Source organism: Nostoc sp. ChiSLP03a (genome assembly GCF_034531215.2).
GTDB lineage: Bacteria > Cyanobacteriota > Cyanobacteriia > Cyanobacteriales > Nostocaceae > Nostoc.
This window is the reverse complement of sequence record NZ_JAVRBQ020000044.1, coordinates 17,550-37,070: the sequence shown is the minus strand read 5'-3', so window position 1 is coordinate 37,070 and position 19,521 is coordinate 17,550. Positions and strand designations below refer to the sequence as shown.

Genomic DNA, 19,521 nt, shown 5'->3' with positions numbered 1-19,521 from the left:
TTGCTAAGGCTATTTTTCTAGCTCGGCTTTCATCCGTTCTAAAGTGACGTGCATTTGGTCAAACATTTGTTGCGGAGTGACACCGAACTGACCTAATTGGGTTTTCAGTTGTTCTACTGTCATTTGTGCCATGAAATCTTCTGATAGCTCGAAGCGCTTCATAAAGATGCGGTACCGTTCCATCATGGTTTCCATTTGCTCAATAAACAGCTTTTTGCCATCGCGGTCAAATTTGCCGTAGCTGTTGCCAAGCTTGATCAGCGCTTGATAATCCTCAAACAGCTGTTTTGCTTCTTGCTGAACTATTTCAGAATCGAAGAATCCCATATTGCTTATATTAAACTGAGCGCCCAGACTCAGTAGCTTAATAGTTTTACTTCTATTTATTATTTTAGTCTAGGGAAGTAATCTAGTCACGAAGCTTCGGTTTTGGTACGGTTTGTTACCGAAATTTCAACACTTGACTTGAGAAGGTTTCCCCTTATTAAATCGACTTAATAAACTCGCAATACTCAGAGCTTTAGCCATTGATTTCGGATTGGTATTTTCACCCGGTTCAATTTTCAGTCTGGTAGCGTATTTCTGAGCTAGTGAATCTTGCGGGTTAAGTTTTAATGCTTGACGGATATAAACCCTAGCCATCCCGATAAATTTCTGTTTTAGATGTACTAAACCTAATAAAGCATAATAGTCGCTGTTATTTGGCTCTAACTTGATGGCATCGCGCAGTTCTTGTACGGCTAGGGCCCAATTGGCTAGCCTGACGTACTCAATCGCTCGTTGGTAGTGACGTTGGGCGTAATTTGTCAAAACTGGTTTGACATTAGTTTCTTGATTAAATGTCAATTCAATTGGCTTGACTTCTACTTCAGGGATGATGCGAACAGCTTTTTGTGGTAGAAACAAGTCAGGTTTATGCAACTGTAAGTAAACTAAATTCAGTATACTAATTTGTTGTGTAACTTGATAAAACTGATGGAGTGATTTGTATTGAGCTTCTGCATAGGAAGCGATCGCTTCTTCATAAAACAATTCTGCTTGGGGTGCAGACATTTCTATAATTTCCTTAACTATGGCACTTTGCTCACACAAAGCTTGCTGCTGTAGTACTCTTGCGTCCGATCGCAGCATGGCTATGGCAATCAAGCGCTTGTGTCGATTTTTGAGTTGTTCGTAAGCTGGATTGATTAAATAGCTAAGTATCGCCGTTGCTAATTCTTGGTCTGGATTGCAGCTTTTAGCATAGCGATCGGGATGTAGCAGCTTTGCTAAAGTATGATAGCGTTTAAAAATCTGGCGATCGTCAGCACTCACAGAAATTCCTAGCACAGCGTAAGGATCGCAAAGCTGTTTAAGCCATTCTGGCGGTAGGAAGGTCTGTGACATCGTAGTAGTCTAGATCGGTTAAAAACTTAAAATTAGCATCAAAGCTGAATGCACAGTCATGTGAAACTTACTCAAATTTCTTCAAATTGGGGATTGGGGACTGGGGATTGGCGACTGGGAAGATTTAGTTAGGGATGAATTGTTTGTGTGCCTTTTGGCTGTCTTATTGTAGGAACTATGGTATTCGTATATTTATTAGAAATATGTTGACTAAGCGCAAAAGTCGAAGTATTGCCGCTGTTTTAGCTTTTTCTGGCACACTGACAATTTCAGGATTACATAAATTCTACCTGGGACAGCCGCTGTGGGGTATTTTGTATATGTTGCTTTCCTGGACGCCGATCCCCAAGGTAGCTAGTGCGATTGAGGGAGTTTGGTATTTAGCCCAAGACGAAGAAGCTTTCGATCGCAATTTTAATCTCGGCAAGTCAGCGGCAAGGACTTCACAAAAGGCGATTAATCAGGTAGGAGCGATCGCTGACGCAATGCGGGAATTAGATGCTCTGCGCCAGGATGGACTAATTTCAGAGTATGAATTTGAGCAAAAGCGCCGCCAATTGCTAGACCAGATTTCTTAAGGTAAGCAACAATCATGAATAACTGGCTACCTTTAAATTCCAGACTGCAAAAACTCCGCGCCAAGCTCCTCAACGATCCCTACTATCGCCTACAATCTGGAGAAGAAATTCAGATTGCAGCTCAATTAGGTATTCGCATTGATGCTAATCAAGCGACTGTAGATGATTGGTTACGCCTACCAGGTTTGTCAATTCACCAAGCGCGATCGCTTGTGGAACTTTCACATTCAGGTGTGAAATTTTACTGTATTGAAGATATCGCTGCGGCTTTAGGTATACCAGCGCCGCGCTTAGAGCCATTAAAGCCTCTGCTGAATTTTATTTACTATGACCACGAATCTTTAGAAAATCCTACCCATTTACTCAACCCGAACACAGCAACCGTTGAAAAATTAGCACAAATTCCATTTATAGATTTGTCTTTGGCGGAAGCAGTGGTGCAAAATCGGCAATCAGCCGGGCCTTACCGTAACCTGGCTGATTTCCAGCGACGGCTGGAGTTAACTGGTGATGCGATCGCTCAACTGATGTATTATTTAAGGTTTTAAGTTAGAAGTTTTAAAATATAGGGAAAATCGTTTGTATGCAATATATTTTGACCTCACTTCCATTCCTCTCCTAAAAGGAGAAAGGCTTTGAATCTTACTCCCCAACCCTTGTAGCGTTGGGGTTTGAGGTTAGGTCTATATAACTCCTAACTCCTAACTCCTAACTCCTAACTATTTAAATAAACCCAATGCGATCGAGAGGCCAAAAGCGAAACGTTGCCCGACCGATGACATTTTTTCTGGGTAAAAAGCCCCAATAGCGAGAGTCATTACTATCGTTGCGATTATCTCCCATAACGAAAAATTCGTCTTCTGGGACTTTTACTGGTTGGTATGGCTGATTTGGAGGTTCAGCGATGTAGTCTTCTGCCAAAGGTTGACCGTTGAGGTAGACTTTGCCAGAAGCAACGCTAATTACCTCACCAGGCTGGCCAATAACTCGCTTGATAAACGCTTGGTCTTTCGGATATCCTCGACGTTGTAGTTCTGCGGGTGGTTGAAAAACAATAATATCGCCAGTTATGGGAGGATGAAAATGGTAGGAGATTTTTTCAACTACCAAGCGATCGCCAGTATGTAAGGTGGGTAGCATCGAGTCAGAAGGTATATAGCGCGGTTCGGCGATAAAAGTCCTGATCAGGAATGCCAAACACAGTGCGATCGCAATTAAAATCAGATTTTCTTGCCAACTACGCCATACTCTTAACGACGCACGCTCTTTTTTTGCATCACTTTCGTGAGGAATCATAAAAGTTTCTAGCCAGTTTCAGAAGTGAGACAAATACCTTGATTATTTTGACTCAAAAGTTATATTAATAGGAAAAGAGGATTTAGGGTCAACCTATAGAGACATTAAATAATACACTTACCCATTTGCTCAAGATAAGCAAAAGTACTGTAAAGAAACTATGACTTGTCTGAGGTAATATAAGCTAATAATTAGGATTGCTAAATAGATTATTAAAAATAAAAATTTTAATTGCTGTAATTATAAGGCAAGTTATGAGATAATTTAGAGTTTTGTTTCTTCCTGCAAAAGAAGCTAGTTACAGACAGCTAAAGCGATACAACCAGTAGGTTTTTTCTTTAAACAGAAAATTGGTTGTAGAGTTGCAAAATAGTCTACCTTACTTTACTGAAAAAAGGTAGATAGCGCCGGCGGCAAGCAAGTCCGCGTACCCTTACAGGGAAGCAAGCTACGCGCAGCGTCTCGCAGAGAGCGTCGGGCAGTCTTGCTGGAGGTTGAGTTACACGAAGAATATACTTTTTAAGTAAAATTACATAAATTTAGCCAAAATTGAAATGTATTTTTAAATGCATGAATTTGGTTCAAAACGGCGTTTTTAGTAAAAAATACTACTTTTAAAGATGAAATATAGGCTTTATTGCTTGAATGGATAAATGCTATTCTATTGTGATTTTAATCACTTGCCTATATATACGAAATTAATTTCCGTAATTACACGGTGACAGTGCATATTAAACTGTACTATTAATTAAGATATAAACATACTTAATTATCGAAAAAAACATCCACAGACAGAAAGCTACTAGCAATTTGAGCTAAAGTATCAGCATCCGAAACAGAAGTAAGCTGCTGATAGAATTATTTTTCTTCAATGAGTCAAAGGTGACTAGATTGAAACAATAAATGCCCCTTGCCAATGAGAAACTATATTGAATCAATTTTCGTCTGGTCTATTTCATAGAAAGTACAAGGTAACATTCTGTCAGTTGAAAATTTAACTTTTTCTTAAAAAAGAAACAATGACAACAGGCAGTAAAATATATCTTATCAAGATAGAACTAATAGTTTACCAGACTTTTATTTTAAAGAGACCCCACCCTTTTAAGTAATTTTGTATGTTAACCAAACAATACACTTAAGTTGTAAACTATACAGTTTTACAGTGAGAAAGTTTGGCTAAAAAAACTTTAGTCTGCTAAAAGTGCAAATTGTAGGTATGACAACTAAGTTCATCTTATTTGAAAAGCTATAAAACTTGAAAGGATAATCTGCCTTAGCGGTGAACTGAAAAACAGCAACTAATTCATAACTCCTATTTAAAAGGATTTTGGGATGTAGTTAATTATTTGATTGTGTTCCTCTCTTTCTTATAGCTAGTGGTAATAATGTGGAAATGCAAAGCTTACCTTTGATGACTGGGTTGAAATTAAACAGTACCAAGTATTGTATATTCAACGCTGTCCAAATCGAGAGCATATAGATTTTAGTTAAAGCAATATAGTTGCTCTTAATCAATTTTGAATTCCCGTTAATACTAATTCCAATTTTCATGATTACCAGAAAGCAACTGGTATCTAAATATCTAATAAAAATGTGCTATAACGTACCGTCATAACTGTGGTGATGGTTCGATCTTTAAAGGAGCGTTGAGGTGGAAAACAATAAGTCATTTCTGTGGCCAGAAGGAATATTAATTGCGCTGCTTGCTTTAGGTGGTGTTTTTAGTCTTGCTTTTATGATGCTTCTAAGACCAAATGCTTCGGATGCTCAAAGTAGACCAAGTATAAATATCAAGGATGTATCTGCAAACGTAGGAACTCAGCAGCGTCTTGAGAAATTAAAGGCGGCGATGCTTACAAGTTGGCAGCAAGAAGCACAAACAAAGGGTCTAGCTTATCCCATACCATCACGTTTTCAAGGGGAAATCATTAAGGCCGCAAAACTTACTCAGGGTGAGAAAGTGATTGCTCTCACCTTTGATGATGGCCCTTGGCCTCAGACTACAGAGCAAGTGCTAAGTATCCTGAAATCAAATAATATCAAAGGGACGTTTTTTGTAGTCGGGCAGAACTTAAAAAATTATCCAGAGTTAGGAAAGCAGATTGTCGCTCAAGGTCACGTCATTGCCAACCATACTTGGCATCACTGGTATCACTTCTTTAATCAACAAGCAGCTGCTTTTGAAATTGAGCGCACAACAGACTTAATTTATCAAGTTACAGGTGTCAAAACAAATCTGTTCCGGCCGCCTGGTGGTATGCTACACAATGGATTATCTGCTTATGCAAAAGGACAAAAGTATGCTGTGGTGATGTGGTCTGCTGACTCCACAGACTACAAGTTACCAACTGTACCAAAATTGATCGATAACGTGATTAAAGATTCTAAACCTGGTGGGATTGTGCTAATGCATGATGGTGGTGGTAATCGTTCTAGAACTGTGCAAGCGTTACCAGAAATTATTAGCAACTTTAAAAAGCAAGGCTATCGCTTTGTAACTATTCCAGAACTTTTGGAAATCGAAGATGCTGACCAAAAGTTGCTTGCTAACAAAAAGTAATAATGATTAATTATAAATAATTGGTCATTAGTCAATAGTAATTGACTAAAAGCTAAAATTTATTATCATGAATAATTTAGGTTATGTGGAAACCAGATGATCTAACATTATCAGTTATGACAATAATATTTGGATCGCCTTTTTTTGAACCACCAAGTACTTTAGAGTTATTAATAATTCTGGCAATAATATTTGGATCACCTTTTTTTGGAGGAGTATTTGCTGGAATAGCTACTCTAATTATCATAAGGAAAACCAATTTTTTTATTAAAATATTTAGACTATTAATTGGGGCTATTGGAGGGTATGAAGGTCTAATAATTGGGTATATTTTTTTAGGTAGACATTCATTTAAAAATCCAAATGAAATACTTAAATCAATTATTGATTTTCATTATGCAATACTTAAAGAAATTACTCATTTTCCTAAAATTGATTTGAGCTTCTTAATTCCGGGTATGTTAGGGGCAATAGGTGCAAGTATAGCTCTATTTATGAGCAGAAAAATATTTCGCTGGCGTTCATAAATTTCTGAACTATAATGCAATACGGTTCAGTTAAAGCCAAAAATTAAAACCAGCGTAGGTTGGGTTTCGCTCCTCAACCCAACCTACAATTTATCGCTAAAATTAAATTTTTATTGAAAATAAATAACGAACAAATAAGGTTTATAAAAAATACGATAACCATTATCACAAAAAATAGGGTTTAGCGTTATTACATGACTATTACGAAAGTTTTTTAGCGCTGAAAACCTTGTTTTATTAAAAGGCAGGCTTTTTGGCCTGCCTTACAAGATTGAATTGATTTGTTAGAAGTCTCTTAATGACTGCTTACTAAACTGAACTCAGTTGTTTTTTCAGGATTGGCTTCTGGACTATCAGCTTCAGAAGGCGGAACTAACTGCCAGAATTTCGGCAAAAATTCTTGCCAGTTTTGCAGAATTTTCTTCGCCTTTGGTGAACCAGTGCGTTCTGCATGATTTTGGATTAACTCTTGCAGTTGCTTTGCACCTACTTCGGTAATCACCCGCTGAATTTTGACAATTTCTGGGTTGACTAATTCACGGAATGAATCGTCTTCATCCAAGAAGTATGCCAGTCCACCAGTCATTCCAGCAGCTATGTTACGTCCTACTTTGCCAAGGACGACAATCACACCACCTGTCATGTATTCACAGCAGTGATCCCCAGCACCTTCAATCACTGCGATGCCTTTGGAGTTTCTCACAGCAAAGCGTTCTCCTGCTAGACCGTTGGCAAATAACATGCCACCAGTAGCACCATAAAGACAAGTATTGCCAACTATCACGTTTTGTGATGCGTTATAGGTAGCATCAGTTGGATGTTTGATGATGATTTCACCACCATGCATTCCTTTACCTACATAGTCATTTGCTTCTCCTTCTAGGCTGAGAATTATGCCTGGGAGGTTGAAAGCACCAAAGCTTTGCCCAACACTACCTGTAAAGTTGAGATTAATTTGTCCTTCAAAGCCACTGTCACCATATTGAGAAGCGATCGCACCCGCTAATCTTGTGCCCACTGTTCTGTCAGTATTGATAATTGGGTAAGTTTTGGTGACAGTAGACTGATCTCTAATAGCAGCCTGAATTTCAGGATCGGCAAGGAACTTGTCATCCAAAACCACGCCATTGCTATGAACTTCTTCATGCACCAACCAGCTACGATTGTCTCTGGTATTTGGTAGCTGAAGTAAACAGTCGAGATTGAGCGATCGCGTTTTGGTGAGATTTACTTCTGGGCGCAGTTTTAATAAATCTGCACGTCCAACGATTTCTGACAAAGAACGGTAGCCAAGTCGAGCTAACAAACTACGCACTTCTTCGGCAATGAAGTAAAAGAAGTTGACAACTTGTTCCGGCATTCCCGTAAACCGCTTGCGGAGTTCTTCTTTTTGAGTAGCAACACCCACAGGACAGGTATTCATGTGGCAAACTCTCGCCATAATACAGCCTTCAGCAATCATGGCGATGGAGCCGAAACCGAATTCTTCACCGCCCATCAATGCACCTATTACCACATCCCAACCACTCTTGAGTCCGCCATCTACGCGTAAAATCACGCGATCGCGCAAGCCATTTTCCATTAAGACGCGATGCACTTCACTTAAACCCAATTCCCACGGCGAACCAGCGTGTTTAATCGAACTGAGTGGCGATGCACCTGTACCACCATCATGACCAGAAATTTGGATAATATCAGCGTTTGCCTTAGCTACACCAGCCGCGATCGTGCCAATGCCAACTTCTGCAACTAGCTTCACCGACACCTTTGCTTTGGGATTAATTTGATGCAGATCGAAAATCAGTTGTGCTAAGTCTTCAATCGAATAAATATCGTGGTGCGGTGGTGGCGATATCAGCGTCACACCTGGTTTGGAGCGCCTTAACATCGCAATGTATTGGCTCACCTTGGGCCCTGGCAGTTGTCCACCTTCCCCAGGCTTGGCACCTTGGGCAATTTTGATTTCAATTTGTTTGGCGTTAACTAGGTACTCTGGGGTGACACCAAAGCGTCCCGATGCAACTTGCTTAATGGCACTATGAGCTATATCGCCATTTCGCAATCCTTTTAAATGAGGTAAGGTTGGCGAGTAACCAGATTCGTCTACATCATCTAGAACTGTGTAGCGCACTGGATCTTCGCCGCCTTCTCCAGAATTTGATTTACCACCAATGCGGTTCATGGCGATCGCTAAAGTTTCGTGGGCTTCTCTTGACAAAGCGCCTAAAGACATGCCACCGGTGCAGAAACGCTTGACTATTTCATATACCGATTCCACTTCTTCTAGAGGAACTGGGGTGCGATCGCCTTGGAAATCCAGCAAGTCCCGCAAAGCTGTTACTGGTCTGCCTTGGAGGTGCTTTTTATAAACTTCGTAGTGGTCGTAGTTTTTGTCATCTAGAGCCTTATGCAGCGCCTTAACCATTTCGGGGCTATTCATGTGGTACTCGCCGCCAGGACGGTACTGCACAAAGCCCAGGTTTTCTAACTTCTTGGTTGTTAGTTCTGGGAAAGCTTTGACGTGGAAGGAAAGCACTTCATCAGCAAGTTCGGTAATGCTCAAACCACCGATGCGGGAAGTCGTTCCACGAAATCCCAGGTCGATTAAATCTCCACCGATGCCAATCGCTTCAAAGATTTGGGCTGCTTGATAGCTGGAGAGCAGAGAAATTCCCATTTTGGAGAGAATTTTGAGCAAACCTGACTCTACTGCTTTGCGATAGTTTCCTAAAGCTTGTTCTAGGGTGAGGGTGGGAATTTTTTGAACGCCCATTAACTTTTGAGTTTTGGGATCGGACCACCAATCACGCACCGTATCTAAAGCCATGTAAGGGCAAACTGCGCCAGCACCATAGCCAATCAGGCAAGCAAAGTGATGGGTACTCCAGCATTGAGCAGTATTCACAATCAGGGATGTTTTCATTCGCAACCCCTCACGAATCAGATGGTGATGCACTGCACCCACTGCTAATAGGGGAGGAATGTATGTATATTCTGTGTTGAGACTGTCATTAGCTCGATCGCTTAATATTAAAATCTTTGCACCTGCCCGGACTGACTCAGCTGCTTGTGCTTGCAAAGATTGTACTGCGGCTTTCAATCCTTCTGGACCGCTAGCGATCGCAAATAGAGTTGACAACTCAGCGGTGGCAAATCCTGACAGCTTAATCGCCTCTAATTCACCATCAGTTAACACTGGCGATTCCAGTTTTAATCTTTGAGCATATTCTGGCTTGGGTTCTAATAAGTTACCCCGTTCGCCTAGTTCAACTTTTAGAGACATCACTAGCTTTTCTCGCAGGGGATCGATCGCTGGGTTCGTCACCTGAGCAAAGCGCTGTTTGAAATAGTCATAAAGCAGGTGAGGCTTTTGTGACAGCACCGCTAAGGGAATATCATCACCCATGCAGAAAGTTGGTTCTGAACCGGCGATCGCCATTGGGTGAATCACCATTTCTACATCTTCTGTGGTGTAGCCAAAGGCAGTTTGACGCTGAAGTAAGTTTTGCTTGTTAATAGTCAATTGTTCTTGGTCATTTGTCAATTGTCCTTTGCCATTGCCATTTGCTAATGACGGATGACTAATGACCAATGACTTTAATTCTTGACGGTGCTGTTGCAGCCATTCTCCATAAGGGTGCTGCTTGGCAATGCGCCCCTTTATATCCCAATTCTTCAGTACTTCATGATTTTCTAAATCCACAGCGATCATTTGCCCTGGCCCAAGTCTACCTTTTTCGACAATATCGGCTTCTGGGAAATCCACCACACCAGCTTCTGAAGCTACAACAATGTAATCATCTTTGGTGATTGCGTAACGAGCTGGTCTTAAACCATTACGATCTAGAGTTGCACCAACTTTTTTGCCATCGCTGAATACTAAAAGTGCTGGCCCGTCCCAAGCTTCTTGCAAACCACTGTAATATTCGTAGAAATCAACAATTTCTGGAGATTCACGTAAAGAAGGCTGATTTTGGTAAGCCTCTGGAACCATAATCATTAAAGCTTCCAGAGGGCTGCGTCCAGAGCAAACCAGCAATTCCACTACGTTGTCTAGAGTAGCTGAGTCGCTATTATCAATATGAACTAATGGCTTGAGTTCCTGAATGCGATCGCCCCATACAGGATGATTCAGGCTCGCTTCTCGTGCCATCATCCAGTTGATGTTACCCAATAAGGTATTGATTTCGCCGTTGTGACCCAAAAGCCTCATTGGTTGCGCTAGGGGCCACTTGGGCATGGTATTGGTACTAAAGCGGCGGTGATAAACAGCAAAGGCGCTTTTATAAGCTGGATTTTTTAAATCGTCATAAAAGCTGCCCAAGACAGCAGAACGCACCATGCCTTTGTAGACAATTGTGCGACTTGACAACGAACAGATATAAAATTCTTCTGAGATGTTAGTTGCAGCTTTACTAATTCGGCGGCGGGTAATGTACAACTGCCTTTCTAATTCATCACCGCTTTTGTCAACAGAGGCTAACAAAACTTGTTCAATCTGGGGCTGATTTTCTCTTGCTTGTACTCCCAGCAAATCAGATTGCACTGGTACTACTCGCCAACCCAATACAATTAATTTCTCTTCAGCAGCTACTTGCTCAACAGTCACCCTAGCTTGTTGTGCAGCTTGCTGGTCTTGTGGTAGAAATATCATCCCCACAGCTATGCGATCGCTAGATGGAAATTCCTTCCCCCTTTGGGCAAAGTCTTGTTGGAACAACTCCCAAGGGATAGCTGTCAAGACTCCAGCACCATCACCAGAGTCGCGATCGGCGCTACAACCTCCCCGGTGTTCTAAACAGGCTAAAGCAGCTAAGGCTTTTTCGACAATTTCGTGGCTGGTATGATTTTGGCGATGAGCAATAAAACCTACACCACAGGCATCTCGTTCCTCTACTAACCACTTTTGCCCCTGATAGGTATCTCTTGAGTTGATATTCGCTGTGATTTTCTGGCCTTGATTCATCGGTTTATTATTCATACCCTGTTCCTAAAGTATTGAGTTACCAATTTTGCCACTACATTGTGGGAAAAAATTTCTAAATTCAGCGATGGAAAAATATATAAGCACCGAAATTTAGGGAAAAAAAATTTTAACTTCGGTTTTACTTTGTTAGTTAACCCGTGTTAAAATAATTGCGTATTTTTTATGTATTTATGCGGTGTTAGACAACTTACCTCCGCCAAGACATCATTTTTGCCCTGACAGTTTCTTTTTTATATTTTGAAGTTAAGTATTTTTTCAATTTTTTTTCCAGATGCACGCTAGCTACTCATGGAGCCTATTTCGGCTCACCTGAAACAAAACTAAAACTGAACGCTGCACTATTTTTTTAAGCCAAAGCCCAGATAATTAGTAATCGATCGTGACAATCAAGAACTCACTCTAAGCAGTCGCCTTGCGTTTCTTAGAGAAGCTATGCTAAAGGCTTTACGCTACGCTACCTTAATTCGTGGTTGCAATCAGTGAGGGGTTCTACCCTCCATTGTTTTGTTAATCATTGAATTAAAAATTGAGTCTGAACTGGTGTACCCTTTTAATTACGAATTACGAATTACGAATTAGTAATTATTTGATTATCCCGATCCAGCAATAAAATCAGCGTATTACAATATATACCCATTTGACAATTCCCAAATATTTTTGTTGTCTAGAATTTTGCCGCTTACCAGTTGCCGCATGTATTACTATTAACTAGACATTACTGAAGTAATAACAGTAGCAACGATCAGCAGGATTAAATATCTTAATCCAGTTTTGATAACCAAAACTACCGTATATAGTGTGGTTAAAATTAGTTGGGAGTTAAAAAACTTGGTTGCAGTGGCTTTAGCGTCTAAATAAATTAATGTGTGTCTAATGTTTGTCTAAAAGAGACAAGTAGCCAATATATAGATTACCATATTTATTCAAAAATAAAGTCATGTTTCCTTGATATTTCCAAATAATTGGTTAGTTTAAACCTTGGGTAATAGTTTTCCAAAGTACCTAGTAAATTATGGTAAAAATGCCGAATTGTTGCCAATCAGAGATTAGTGATGGCTCTGCAAACGCCAAGGGCGATCGCAGATTCTTCCGGGCTACTGTGTCCCCAATACTTTTAACAGTACTGTGCTTAACGACTACTTGTGCTGCTAACGCCCAAGAATCCCCAAAAACCACCAAATCAACACCTAGATTAATTTCTCAGTCAGCTGCACCTCCTTTACCAGGTGTGGCATCCTCTGGTAATCAAATTTCCCTTAATGGTCGTACTTTAGCAGGAACTTGGTTACAGCGACCTGGAAAATCTGGACAGGTGACAACCAATATTAGTGATGGGGCATTCAGGCAATTAATTGGAGTAAATTTCTTAAACAGCAGTAATTCAGCGAAGCAACCAATACAGTGGTTTTCGTCGGTGACAAAGCCATTAGTATTATCTACTAGGCTACTAGGAGCATATCGCTATCTGGATATCACTAATTTTGCTCAAACATCTGGCTGGCAAATTCAAGCTAATGGCAACACTTTGGCGATTGCTACCCCAAAAACACAAATCACAAATATTGTTCAGAGCCAGGAACCACCAGAAGCGAGTACCCCTTTGCAACAGACTCGGATTCTTATCAATTTAGATCGTCCCACTCCCTGGCAAGTTGTACAAGGGTCAGCGATCGCCAAACCACAAATTCCTTCCTCCGATCCAGATACGCCAACTCCCAAATCCACTGTACCGCCAAATCGACAGTGGACAATTACCGTGGATGGAATCGCTGACCCTGTTTTGATAGAACGCTATACTCCCCAGCCACCAGCAGCACCAACAGCACCACCATCATTGTTGCCAAACTTGCTCAAACAATTATTACCAGTTACACCAACACAACCAATACCAGCAACCCCAGCCCCAACCCCTGAACCGCTGATTCAAAAAGTGGAGGTGGTGAAAAACCAAACCATTATTAGTCTGAGCGTTCCCTTTGGTCTATCGCCTCAAGTTAGTACTGTAGATAACCCCAATCGCCTGATTATCGACATTCGACCCGATCCTTTGGAAGAACGAGATATTACTTGGGCCCCAGGATTGCGCTGGCGACAGCATTATGTCAACTTAGGCACAGAACGCTTTCCGGTGGTCTGGTTAGAAGTTAATCCCCGCAAATTTGGGCTAACATTGAAACCTATGTGGGCTAGTCCTGATGGACTTGCGGGTACTGCTCCCTTAATTCAAACAGCACAACGTTACTTAGCAGTAGCTGGAATTAACGGTGGTTATTTTAACCGTAATAATAAATTGCCATTGGGTGCGATTCGTCGGGATAATCAGTGGTTATCAGGCCCGATTCTCAATCGAGGTGCGATCGCTTGGAATGATTCAGGTCAATTTTACTTCGGTCGTCTCACCTTGGAAGAAACTTTAATTACAGCAAATGACCAGCGCTTACCAATTCTATTTCTCAACAGTGGTTACATTCAAAGTGGCATTGCTCGTTACACCTCAGCTTGGGGAGCAACTTACACGCCCTTAACGGATAACGAAATTATCTTAGTGGTACAGAAAGACCAAATTACTAATCAGCTACCAGGCGGCAAAGTTGGTGAGACGCCGATTCCCATTCCCCAGGATGGTTACCTGCTAACTTTACGCGCCAACGCTGCTAGTGCTGCCTCCCAGCTACCTATTGGAACCACAGTAAGCATTTTCAGCACTACTGTTCCTACAGATTTTAGTCGTTATCCCCACATTATCGGTGCTGGACCGCTATTAGTCCAAAATCGTCAAATTGTCCTTGATGCCAAAGGCGAAAAATTCAGCAATGCCTTTATTGCCGAAAAAGCTATTCGTAGCGGTATTTGCACAACAGAAACAGGCACACTGATGATTACTGCCACACATAATCGTGTCGGCGGTTATGGGCCTAATTTGGCAGAACATGCCCAATTGATGCAACTCATGGGCTGTGTAGATGCCCTAAATTTGGACGGTGGCAGTTCTACCAGCCTTTATTTAGGAGGACAACTACTCGATCGATCGCCCAGTACAGCTGCTCGTGTTCACAACGGAATTGGTATTTTCCTGCAACCACGATGATAATCAGGGAATAGAGAAAAAACTCAATTACCAATCCCCAATCCCTAATCCCTAATCCCTAATCCCTAACCACTTTTTAAAGTTTAGAACAAGCTGTAATTTTGCTTGATGAAGACTTAGTGTAGACATCAGAATTTTAGTAGTAATGGTTTACACCATCAGGTTTGATTTTGCTATGTTTATCAAAGTGCGATAAAATTGCTGATTTCCAAGGTTGCAAGATAGCGCCAAATTTTTTTATCAATAATTAAGAGTACCAACGGTTTGTTATGTCTTCAAATGAGGTAACTATGGCTCGATATCAAGAAACTACACAGACTGAAACTCTACACCTCCCTCCAAATATAATTTCCAGGGGCGTTGCTGCAACAGAATTACGTCCTTGGGGTGCTTTTACAGTTTTAGAAGAAGGGCGCGGATACAAAATTAAGCGCATCGAAGTTAAGCCCGGACACCGCCTCAGTCTACAAATGCACCATCACCGCAGCGAACATTGGATTGTCGTCTCTGGTACAGCTAGAGTAGTTTGTGGTGAGAAAGAAGTACTACTGAGCAATAACGAGTCAACATACGTACCCCAATGTACATCTCATCGTTTAGAGAATCCTGGCGTGATCCCCTTGATATTGATTGAAGTCCAAAATGGCGAATACTTGGGAGAAGATGATATTATCCGCTACCAAGATGACTATGCCCGTACCAAAGATTAAAACCAAAAGAACACTATTAAAGCTCTAACCCCAAAGCTGAATACATTTTTGTTTGTGTAAACCGTCTTTGTAAACGAACGACTACACCCCAGAAGTCCCTACCTAGTCAAGGTGGGGACTGAAGCATGTTAGTGTTATAAATGTAGTAATAGCGATCGCGCTCATGCCTTTGGTGATTTGGAATTTTGCACAAGCAAGGGTCAACCTATCTGTAAAATGGAAGATGGGGTATTCAATTGCAAAAAACGAGTTCCATGATTCATCTGAGTCAAGCAGCTGTAAGTGAGATTGGGCGAATAAAGTCCAAGCAGCCAAATGTCTTGTTTCGATTGGCAGTAAAACCAGGTGGTTGTTCTGGATTCTTTTATGATATGTCCTTTGATGAAGCAATAAAAGTTGGCGATCGGGTTTTCGACTTGGATGAGATTCAAGTCGTCATTGATGCCACAAGCTTAAATTACCTCAACGGTTTGAGAGTTGATTATTCAGAAGACTTAATGGGTGGTGGTTTTCGCTTCCACAATCCCCAGGCGATCGCTACCTGTGGTTGTGGCAATTCCTTCTCTTGGAGTCCTTAATGATTGAACAAGTAGTCAAAAAACAGATGTTTGATCGCTAAGGACAAATAGCAATTGACATAAAGCCGTAAAAAAAGATATAATCAGGATTTGTTAAAACTTAGACCATAAGCAGCTTTACGCGCTGTAACTCATGCCAACAATACAGCAGCTAATACGAAATGAGCGCGAACAAGCGCGTCAGAAAACCAAGTCCCCGGCTCTGAAACAATGTCCCCAACGTCGGGGAGTTTGTACCAGAGTATACACGACCACACCAAAAAAGCCTAACTCAGCCCTACGCAAAGTAGCAAGAGTCAGACTTACGTCTGGATTTGAAGTCACAGCTTACATTCCAGGCATTGGTCATAACTTACAAGAACACTCAGTTGTAATGATTCGTGGCGGTCGGGTAAAGGATCTACCAGGCGTGAGATACCACATTATCCGTGGCACCCTAGATACAGCCGGAGTCAAAGACCGCAAGCAAGGCCGTTCCAAGTATGGAACCAAGCGTCCTAAAGAAGCGAAAAAATAGGATTAGGCGGTTAATCGCATCCAACACGATTAATCGTCTATCTTAAAAACGCCCAAGGGGAAAACAAGGAGCGCCGTCTGTGTTCTAACAGTAGTCAAAAAGGCTGCTAAAGTCTGTTTCAAAAATCAAGCAAGCTACATCTACACTAAGCGAGCAAGTGTAGAAGTTCTGAAGAGAATACTGTAATATACAGCAAGTTTCTCATCCGAACATTAAAGTTTATAATCTTGTGCCTTGAGTATTTAGTTGCAGGTAGCAAGTCAATGAATTTTAGATTTTAGGTTTGCGATCGCCTAGCTTTAGCGATTTATCGAGCATCTTTTGGATTGGTCGAACCCACAAAGGAATGAGGCTTATAGATTTTTGATTTGTTCAGATCCTTGTAGTCAGAACATATACCGAAAACTTTTAATCCAAAATTCGGCGTTGCGCTGGAAAGGCAACAAAAGGTGCGACCAAAATCCAAAATTGCCAGTTAACAAGTCAGCCTTGCTGCAACGGTCGAAAAAAATAGAGGAAGTCTGAGGGTTGGGTTCTACCGCTTTTAGTTTCCGGTGTCTGATAGCATATAATTTCGTTGCCAATTCCGAATTAAAGGTGAAGTATGTCTCGTCGTGGTGTTATTCAAAGGCGCCCAGTTCCGTCTGACTCAGTATATAACAGTCGCCTTGTGAGCATGATTATCAGACGGATCATGCGTCATGGCAAAAAATCACTTGCCGCACGCATTGTTTATGATGCATTAAAAACTATTGAAGAACGCACTGGTGCTGGTGCCTTAGAAACCTTTGAAAGAGCAGTGCGAAATGCCACGCCTTTAGTAGAAGTAAAGGCTCGGCGAGTTGGTGGAGCAACCTACCAAGTACCAATGGAAGTGCGTACAGAACGGGGCACTACTTTAGCACTGCGTTGGTTAGTGCAATATTCTCGCTCCAGGCCAGGGCGGACAATGGCCAGCAAATTGGCAAATGAGTTAATGGATGCTGCCAACGAAACTGGCAATGCTATTCGGAAACGTGAGGAAACGCACCGGATGGCGGAAGCTAACAAAGCATTCGCACATTATCGTTATTAAGTAAAAAAGCGATATATCGCTTTGCCGAAGCGGTATATCGTAGATTTACACAAAAAGACGGTTTTCCGTAAAAGTATAGAATCTTAACAAAGAGTAATATACAAGATATCATGAGGCAAAAACTATAGGAGGTAGCTGTGGCACGCACGATCCCGCTAGAGAAAGTACGCAACATTGGTATTGCGGCGCATATAGATGCGGGCAAAACAACAACAACAGAGAGAATATTATTTTACTCTGGCATAATTCATAAAATTGGCGAAGTTCATGAAGGAACTGCCGTCACAGACTGGATGGAGCAAGAGCGGGAACGGGGAATTACCATTACTGCTGCTGCTATCAGTACCAGTTGGAAAGATCATCAAATTAACATTATCGATACTCCGGGTCACGTAGACTTCACAATTGAAGTTGAGCGTTCCATGCGCGTGTTAGATGGTGTAATCGCAGTATTTTGTTCTGTGGGCGGCGTGCAACCGCAGTCTGAGACAGTGTGGCGGCAAGCAGAACGCTACAAAGTTCCTCGGATAGCCTTTATCAACAAGATGGATCGTACCGGAGCGAACTTTTATAAAGTTCACGATCAAATCCGCGATCGCCTGCGGGCGAATGCGATCGCCATTCAACTACCAATCGGCAGTGAAAACGACTTCCAAGGTATTGTTGACCTAGTACGGATGCGTGCGTATATTTACGCAAACGACCAGGGAACTGATATCCAGGAAACTGATATCCCGGAAGCATTGCAAGCGCAGGTAGACGAATTCCGCACCAAGCTAATAGAAGCCGCGGCAGAAACAGATGATGCTCTAATGACTAAGTACTTCGAGGGCGAAGAACTTACAGAACAGGAAGTTCGGACTGCCCTACGTAAAGGCACAATTGCGGGGACAATTGTACCAGTACTTTGCGGTTCGGCATTCAAAAACAAAGGCGTACAGCTGATGCTGGATGCCGTTGTCGATTACCTGCCAGCGCCAAGTGAAGTACCGCCAATTCAAGGCTTACTGCCCAATGGCGATACTGTTGAGCGGCGGGCTGATGACAACGAACCCTTAGCAGCTCTGGCATTCAAGATTATGGCTGACCCTTATGGTCGCCTGACATTTGTTCGTGTTTATTCTGGTGTCCTGAAAAAGGGCAGCTACGTTCTCAACGCTAGTAAAAATAAAAAAGAACGGATTTCTCGCTTAGTTCTAATGAAGGCAGACGATCGGCAAGATGTCGATGAACTGCGAGCGGGTGATTTGGGAGCAGCTTTGGGATTGAAAGACACCTTGACAGGTGACACGCTTTGTGATGATGGATCGCCAGTAATTCTAGAATCCCTATTTATTCCTGAGCCTGTGATCTCGGTGGCGGTTGAACCCAAAACTAAGAACGACATGGACAAGCTGTCCAAGGCTCTGCAATCTCTCTCAGAAGAAGACCCCACCTTCCGTGTCCGCGTCGATCCGGAAACAAATCAAACCGTGATCGCGGGGATGGGAGAGCTGCACCTAGAAATTCTAGTAGACCGGATGTTACGAGAATTCAAGGTGGAAGCAAATGTAGGTGCGCCGCAAGTAGCTTACCGAGAAACAATTCGGAAAGCTGTGAGCAAGATTGAGGGCAAATTTATCCGCCAAAGTGGTGGTAAAGGCCAATACGGTCACGTTGTGATCAATTTGGAACCTGGAGACCCCGGTACTGGCTTTGAATTCGTCTCCAAAATTGCCGGCGGTTCAGTACCGAAAGAGTACGTTGGCCCCGCAGAACAAGGAATGAAAGAAAGCTGCGAATCCGGTGTTCTAGCTGGATATCCATTGATTGACGTTAAAGCAACGCTAATTGATGGGTCATACCACGATGTAGACTCTTCGGAAATGGCTTTCAAAATCGCTGGTTCAATGGCGATGAAAGAGGCTGTGCTGAAAGCTTCACCCGTCCTCTTAGAGCCTATGATGAAAGTTGAGGTTGAAGTTCCTGAAGACTACATCGGGAACGTCATTGGCGACCTGATCGCCCGCCGAGGGCAGATTGAAAGTCAAAGTACCGAACAGGGACTTGCTAAGGTGGCATCTAAAGTTCCACTGGCAACCATGTTTGGCTACGCCACTGATATTCGGTCAAAAACGCAAGGTCGGGGTATCTTCACGATGGAGTTCAGCCACTACGATGAGGTGCCTCGCAGCGTAGCTGAAACTATCATTGCAAAAAGCAAAGGGAACGCTTAATTA

The 19,521-nt window shown here is 42.1% G+C and carries 14 protein-coding genes; 10 read left to right on the top strand and 4 right to left on the bottom strand.

The annotated features are described in order from the left end of the window. Nucleotides 1–9 precede the first annotated feature (9 nt). Nucleotides 10–327 (bottom strand): DUF1825 family protein, encoded by a 318-nt coding sequence (locus RMY32_RS07040; protein WP_322711071.1) that lies wholly within the window; start codon nucleotides 325–327, stop codon nucleotides 10–12. 126 nt (nucleotides 328–453) lie between these two features. Next, nucleotides 454–1,386 (bottom strand): DnaJ domain-containing protein, encoded by a 933-nt coding sequence (locus RMY32_RS07035; protein WP_322711070.1) that lies wholly within the window; start codon nucleotides 1,384–1,386, stop codon nucleotides 454–456. A 203-nt stretch (nucleotides 1,387–1,589) separates the two neighbouring features. On the opposite strand from RMY32_RS07035, the gene RMY32_RS07030 reads away from it, so the two are divergent. Both RMY32_RS07030 and RMY32_RS07025 read left to right on the top strand, forming a co-directional pair. After that, the gene (locus RMY32_RS07030; protein ID WP_322711069.1) at nucleotides 1,590–1,964 is read left to right on the top strand and encodes an NINE protein; all 375 of its coding nucleotides are present in this window, start codon (nucleotides 1,590–1,592) and stop codon (nucleotides 1,962–1,964) included. Nucleotides 1,965–1,978: 14 nt separating this feature from the next. After that, a complete protein-coding gene (locus tag RMY32_RS07025) occupies nucleotides 1,979–2,512 on the top strand; it encodes a ComEA family DNA-binding protein (RefSeq protein ID WP_322711067.1) in 534 nt (177 codons plus the stop codon). 175 nt (nucleotides 2,513–2,687) lie between these two features. Here the strand turns inward: RMY32_RS07025 and lepB are convergent, their stop codons facing one another. Then, on the bottom strand, nucleotides 2,688–3,260 hold the full coding sequence (gene lepB / locus RMY32_RS07020) for a signal peptidase I (protein WP_322711066.1): 573 nt from the start codon (nucleotides 3,258–3,260) through the stop codon (nucleotides 2,688–2,690). A gap of 1,651 nt (nucleotides 3,261–4,911) precedes the next feature. Here lepB and RMY32_RS07015 point away from each other — a divergent pair. Both RMY32_RS07015 and RMY32_RS07010 read left to right on the top strand, forming a co-directional pair. Then, on the top strand, nucleotides 4,912–5,820 hold the full coding sequence (locus RMY32_RS07015; protein ID WP_322711064.1) for a polysaccharide deacetylase family protein: 909 nt from the start codon (nucleotides 4,912–4,914) through the stop codon (nucleotides 5,818–5,820). An 83-nt stretch (nucleotides 5,821–5,903) separates the two neighbouring features. Next, nucleotides 5,904–6,347, top strand: coding sequence for a hypothetical protein (locus RMY32_RS07010; protein WP_322711063.1), 444 nt, complete (start codon nucleotides 5,904–5,906; stop codon nucleotides 6,345–6,347). A 295-nt stretch (nucleotides 6,348–6,642) separates the two neighbouring features. Here RMY32_RS07010 and RMY32_RS07005 read toward each other — a convergent pair whose 3' ends face one another. Further along, entirely contained in the window at nucleotides 6,643–11,328 is a 4,686-nt protein-coding gene (locus RMY32_RS07005; RefSeq protein ID WP_322711062.1) for a glutamate synthase-related protein, read from the bottom strand. 1,027 nt (nucleotides 11,329–12,355) lie between these two features. On the opposite strand from RMY32_RS07005, the gene RMY32_RS07000 reads away from it, so the two are divergent. The 6 genes from RMY32_RS07000 (at nucleotide 12,356) to fusA (ending at nucleotide 19,518) form a co-directional block, all read left to right on the top strand. Further along, complete coding sequence (locus RMY32_RS07000) at nucleotides 12,356–14,422, top strand: phosphodiester glycosidase family protein (protein ID WP_322711195.1); 2,067 nt, start codon at nucleotides 12,356–12,358, stop codon at nucleotides 14,420–14,422. Nucleotides 14,423–14,712: 290 nt separating this feature from the next. Then, complete coding sequence (locus RMY32_RS06995) at nucleotides 14,713–15,132, top strand: cupin domain-containing protein (RefSeq protein ID WP_322711061.1); 420 nt, start codon at nucleotides 14,713–14,715, stop codon at nucleotides 15,130–15,132. Nucleotides 15,133–15,386: 254 nt separating this feature from the next. Next, a complete protein-coding gene (locus RMY32_RS06990) occupies nucleotides 15,387–15,710 on the top strand; it encodes an iron-sulfur cluster assembly accessory protein (RefSeq protein ID WP_322711060.1) in 324 nt (107 codons plus the stop codon). 133 nt (nucleotides 15,711–15,843) lie between these two features. Beyond that, on the top strand, nucleotides 15,844–16,227 hold the full coding sequence (gene rpsL / locus RMY32_RS06985; protein WP_012410236.1) for a 30S ribosomal protein S12: 384 nt from the start codon (nucleotides 15,844–15,846) through the stop codon (nucleotides 16,225–16,227). A gap of 604 nt (nucleotides 16,228–16,831) precedes the next feature. Continuing rightward, nucleotides 16,832–17,302, top strand: coding sequence for a 30S ribosomal protein S7 (gene rpsG / locus RMY32_RS06980; RefSeq protein WP_069070112.1), 471 nt, complete (start codon nucleotides 16,832–16,834; stop codon nucleotides 17,300–17,302). 137 nt (nucleotides 17,303–17,439) lie between these two features. After that, nucleotides 17,440–19,518 (top strand): elongation factor G, encoded by a 2,079-nt coding sequence (fusA, locus tag RMY32_RS06975; RefSeq protein WP_322711059.1) that lies wholly within the window; start codon nucleotides 17,440–17,442, stop codon nucleotides 19,516–19,518. Nucleotides 19,519–19,521 lie beyond the last annotated feature (3 nt).

What these genes read in the sequence shown, in the direction of transcription:
- RMY32_RS07040 (WP_322711071.1), bottom strand. Translation starts at nt 327, where the DNA reads ATGGGATTCTTCGATTCTGAAATAGTTCAGCAAGAAGCAAAACAGCTG.
- RMY32_RS07035 (WP_322711070.1), bottom strand. Translation starts at nt 1,386, where the DNA reads ATGTCACAGACCTTCCTACCGCCAGAATGGCTTAAACAGCTTTGCGAT.
- RMY32_RS07030 (WP_322711069.1), top strand. Translation starts at nt 1,590, where the DNA reads ATGTTGACTAAGCGCAAAAGTCGAAGTATTGCCGCTGTTTTAGCTTTT.
- RMY32_RS07025 (WP_322711067.1), top strand. Translation starts at nt 1,979, where the DNA reads ATGAATAACTGGCTACCTTTAAATTCCAGACTGCAAAAACTCCGCGCC.
- lepB (WP_322711066.1), bottom strand. Translation starts at nt 3,260, where the DNA reads ATGATTCCTCACGAAAGTGATGCAAAAAAAGAGCGTGCGTCGTTAAGA.
- RMY32_RS07010 (WP_322711063.1), top strand. Translation starts at nt 5,904, where the DNA reads ATGTGGAAACCAGATGATCTAACATTATCAGTTATGACAATAATATTT.
- RMY32_RS07005 (WP_322711062.1), bottom strand. Translation starts at nt 11,328, where the DNA reads ATGAATAATAAACCGATGAATCAAGGCCAGAAAATCACAGCGAATATC.
- RMY32_RS07000 (WP_322711195.1), top strand. Translation starts at nt 12,356, where the DNA reads ATGCCGAATTGTTGCCAATCAGAGATTAGTGATGGCTCTGCAAACGCC.
- RMY32_RS06995 (WP_322711061.1), top strand. Translation starts at nt 14,713, where the DNA reads ATGGCTCGATATCAAGAAACTACACAGACTGAAACTCTACACCTCCCT.
- RMY32_RS06990 (WP_322711060.1), top strand. Translation starts at nt 15,387, where the DNA reads ATGATTCATCTGAGTCAAGCAGCTGTAAGTGAGATTGGGCGAATAAAG.
- rpsL (WP_012410236.1), top strand. Translation starts at nt 15,844, where the DNA reads ATGCCAACAATACAGCAGCTAATACGAAATGAGCGCGAACAAGCGCGT.
- rpsG (WP_069070112.1), top strand. Translation starts at nt 16,832, where the DNA reads ATGTCTCGTCGTGGTGTTATTCAAAGGCGCCCAGTTCCGTCTGACTCA.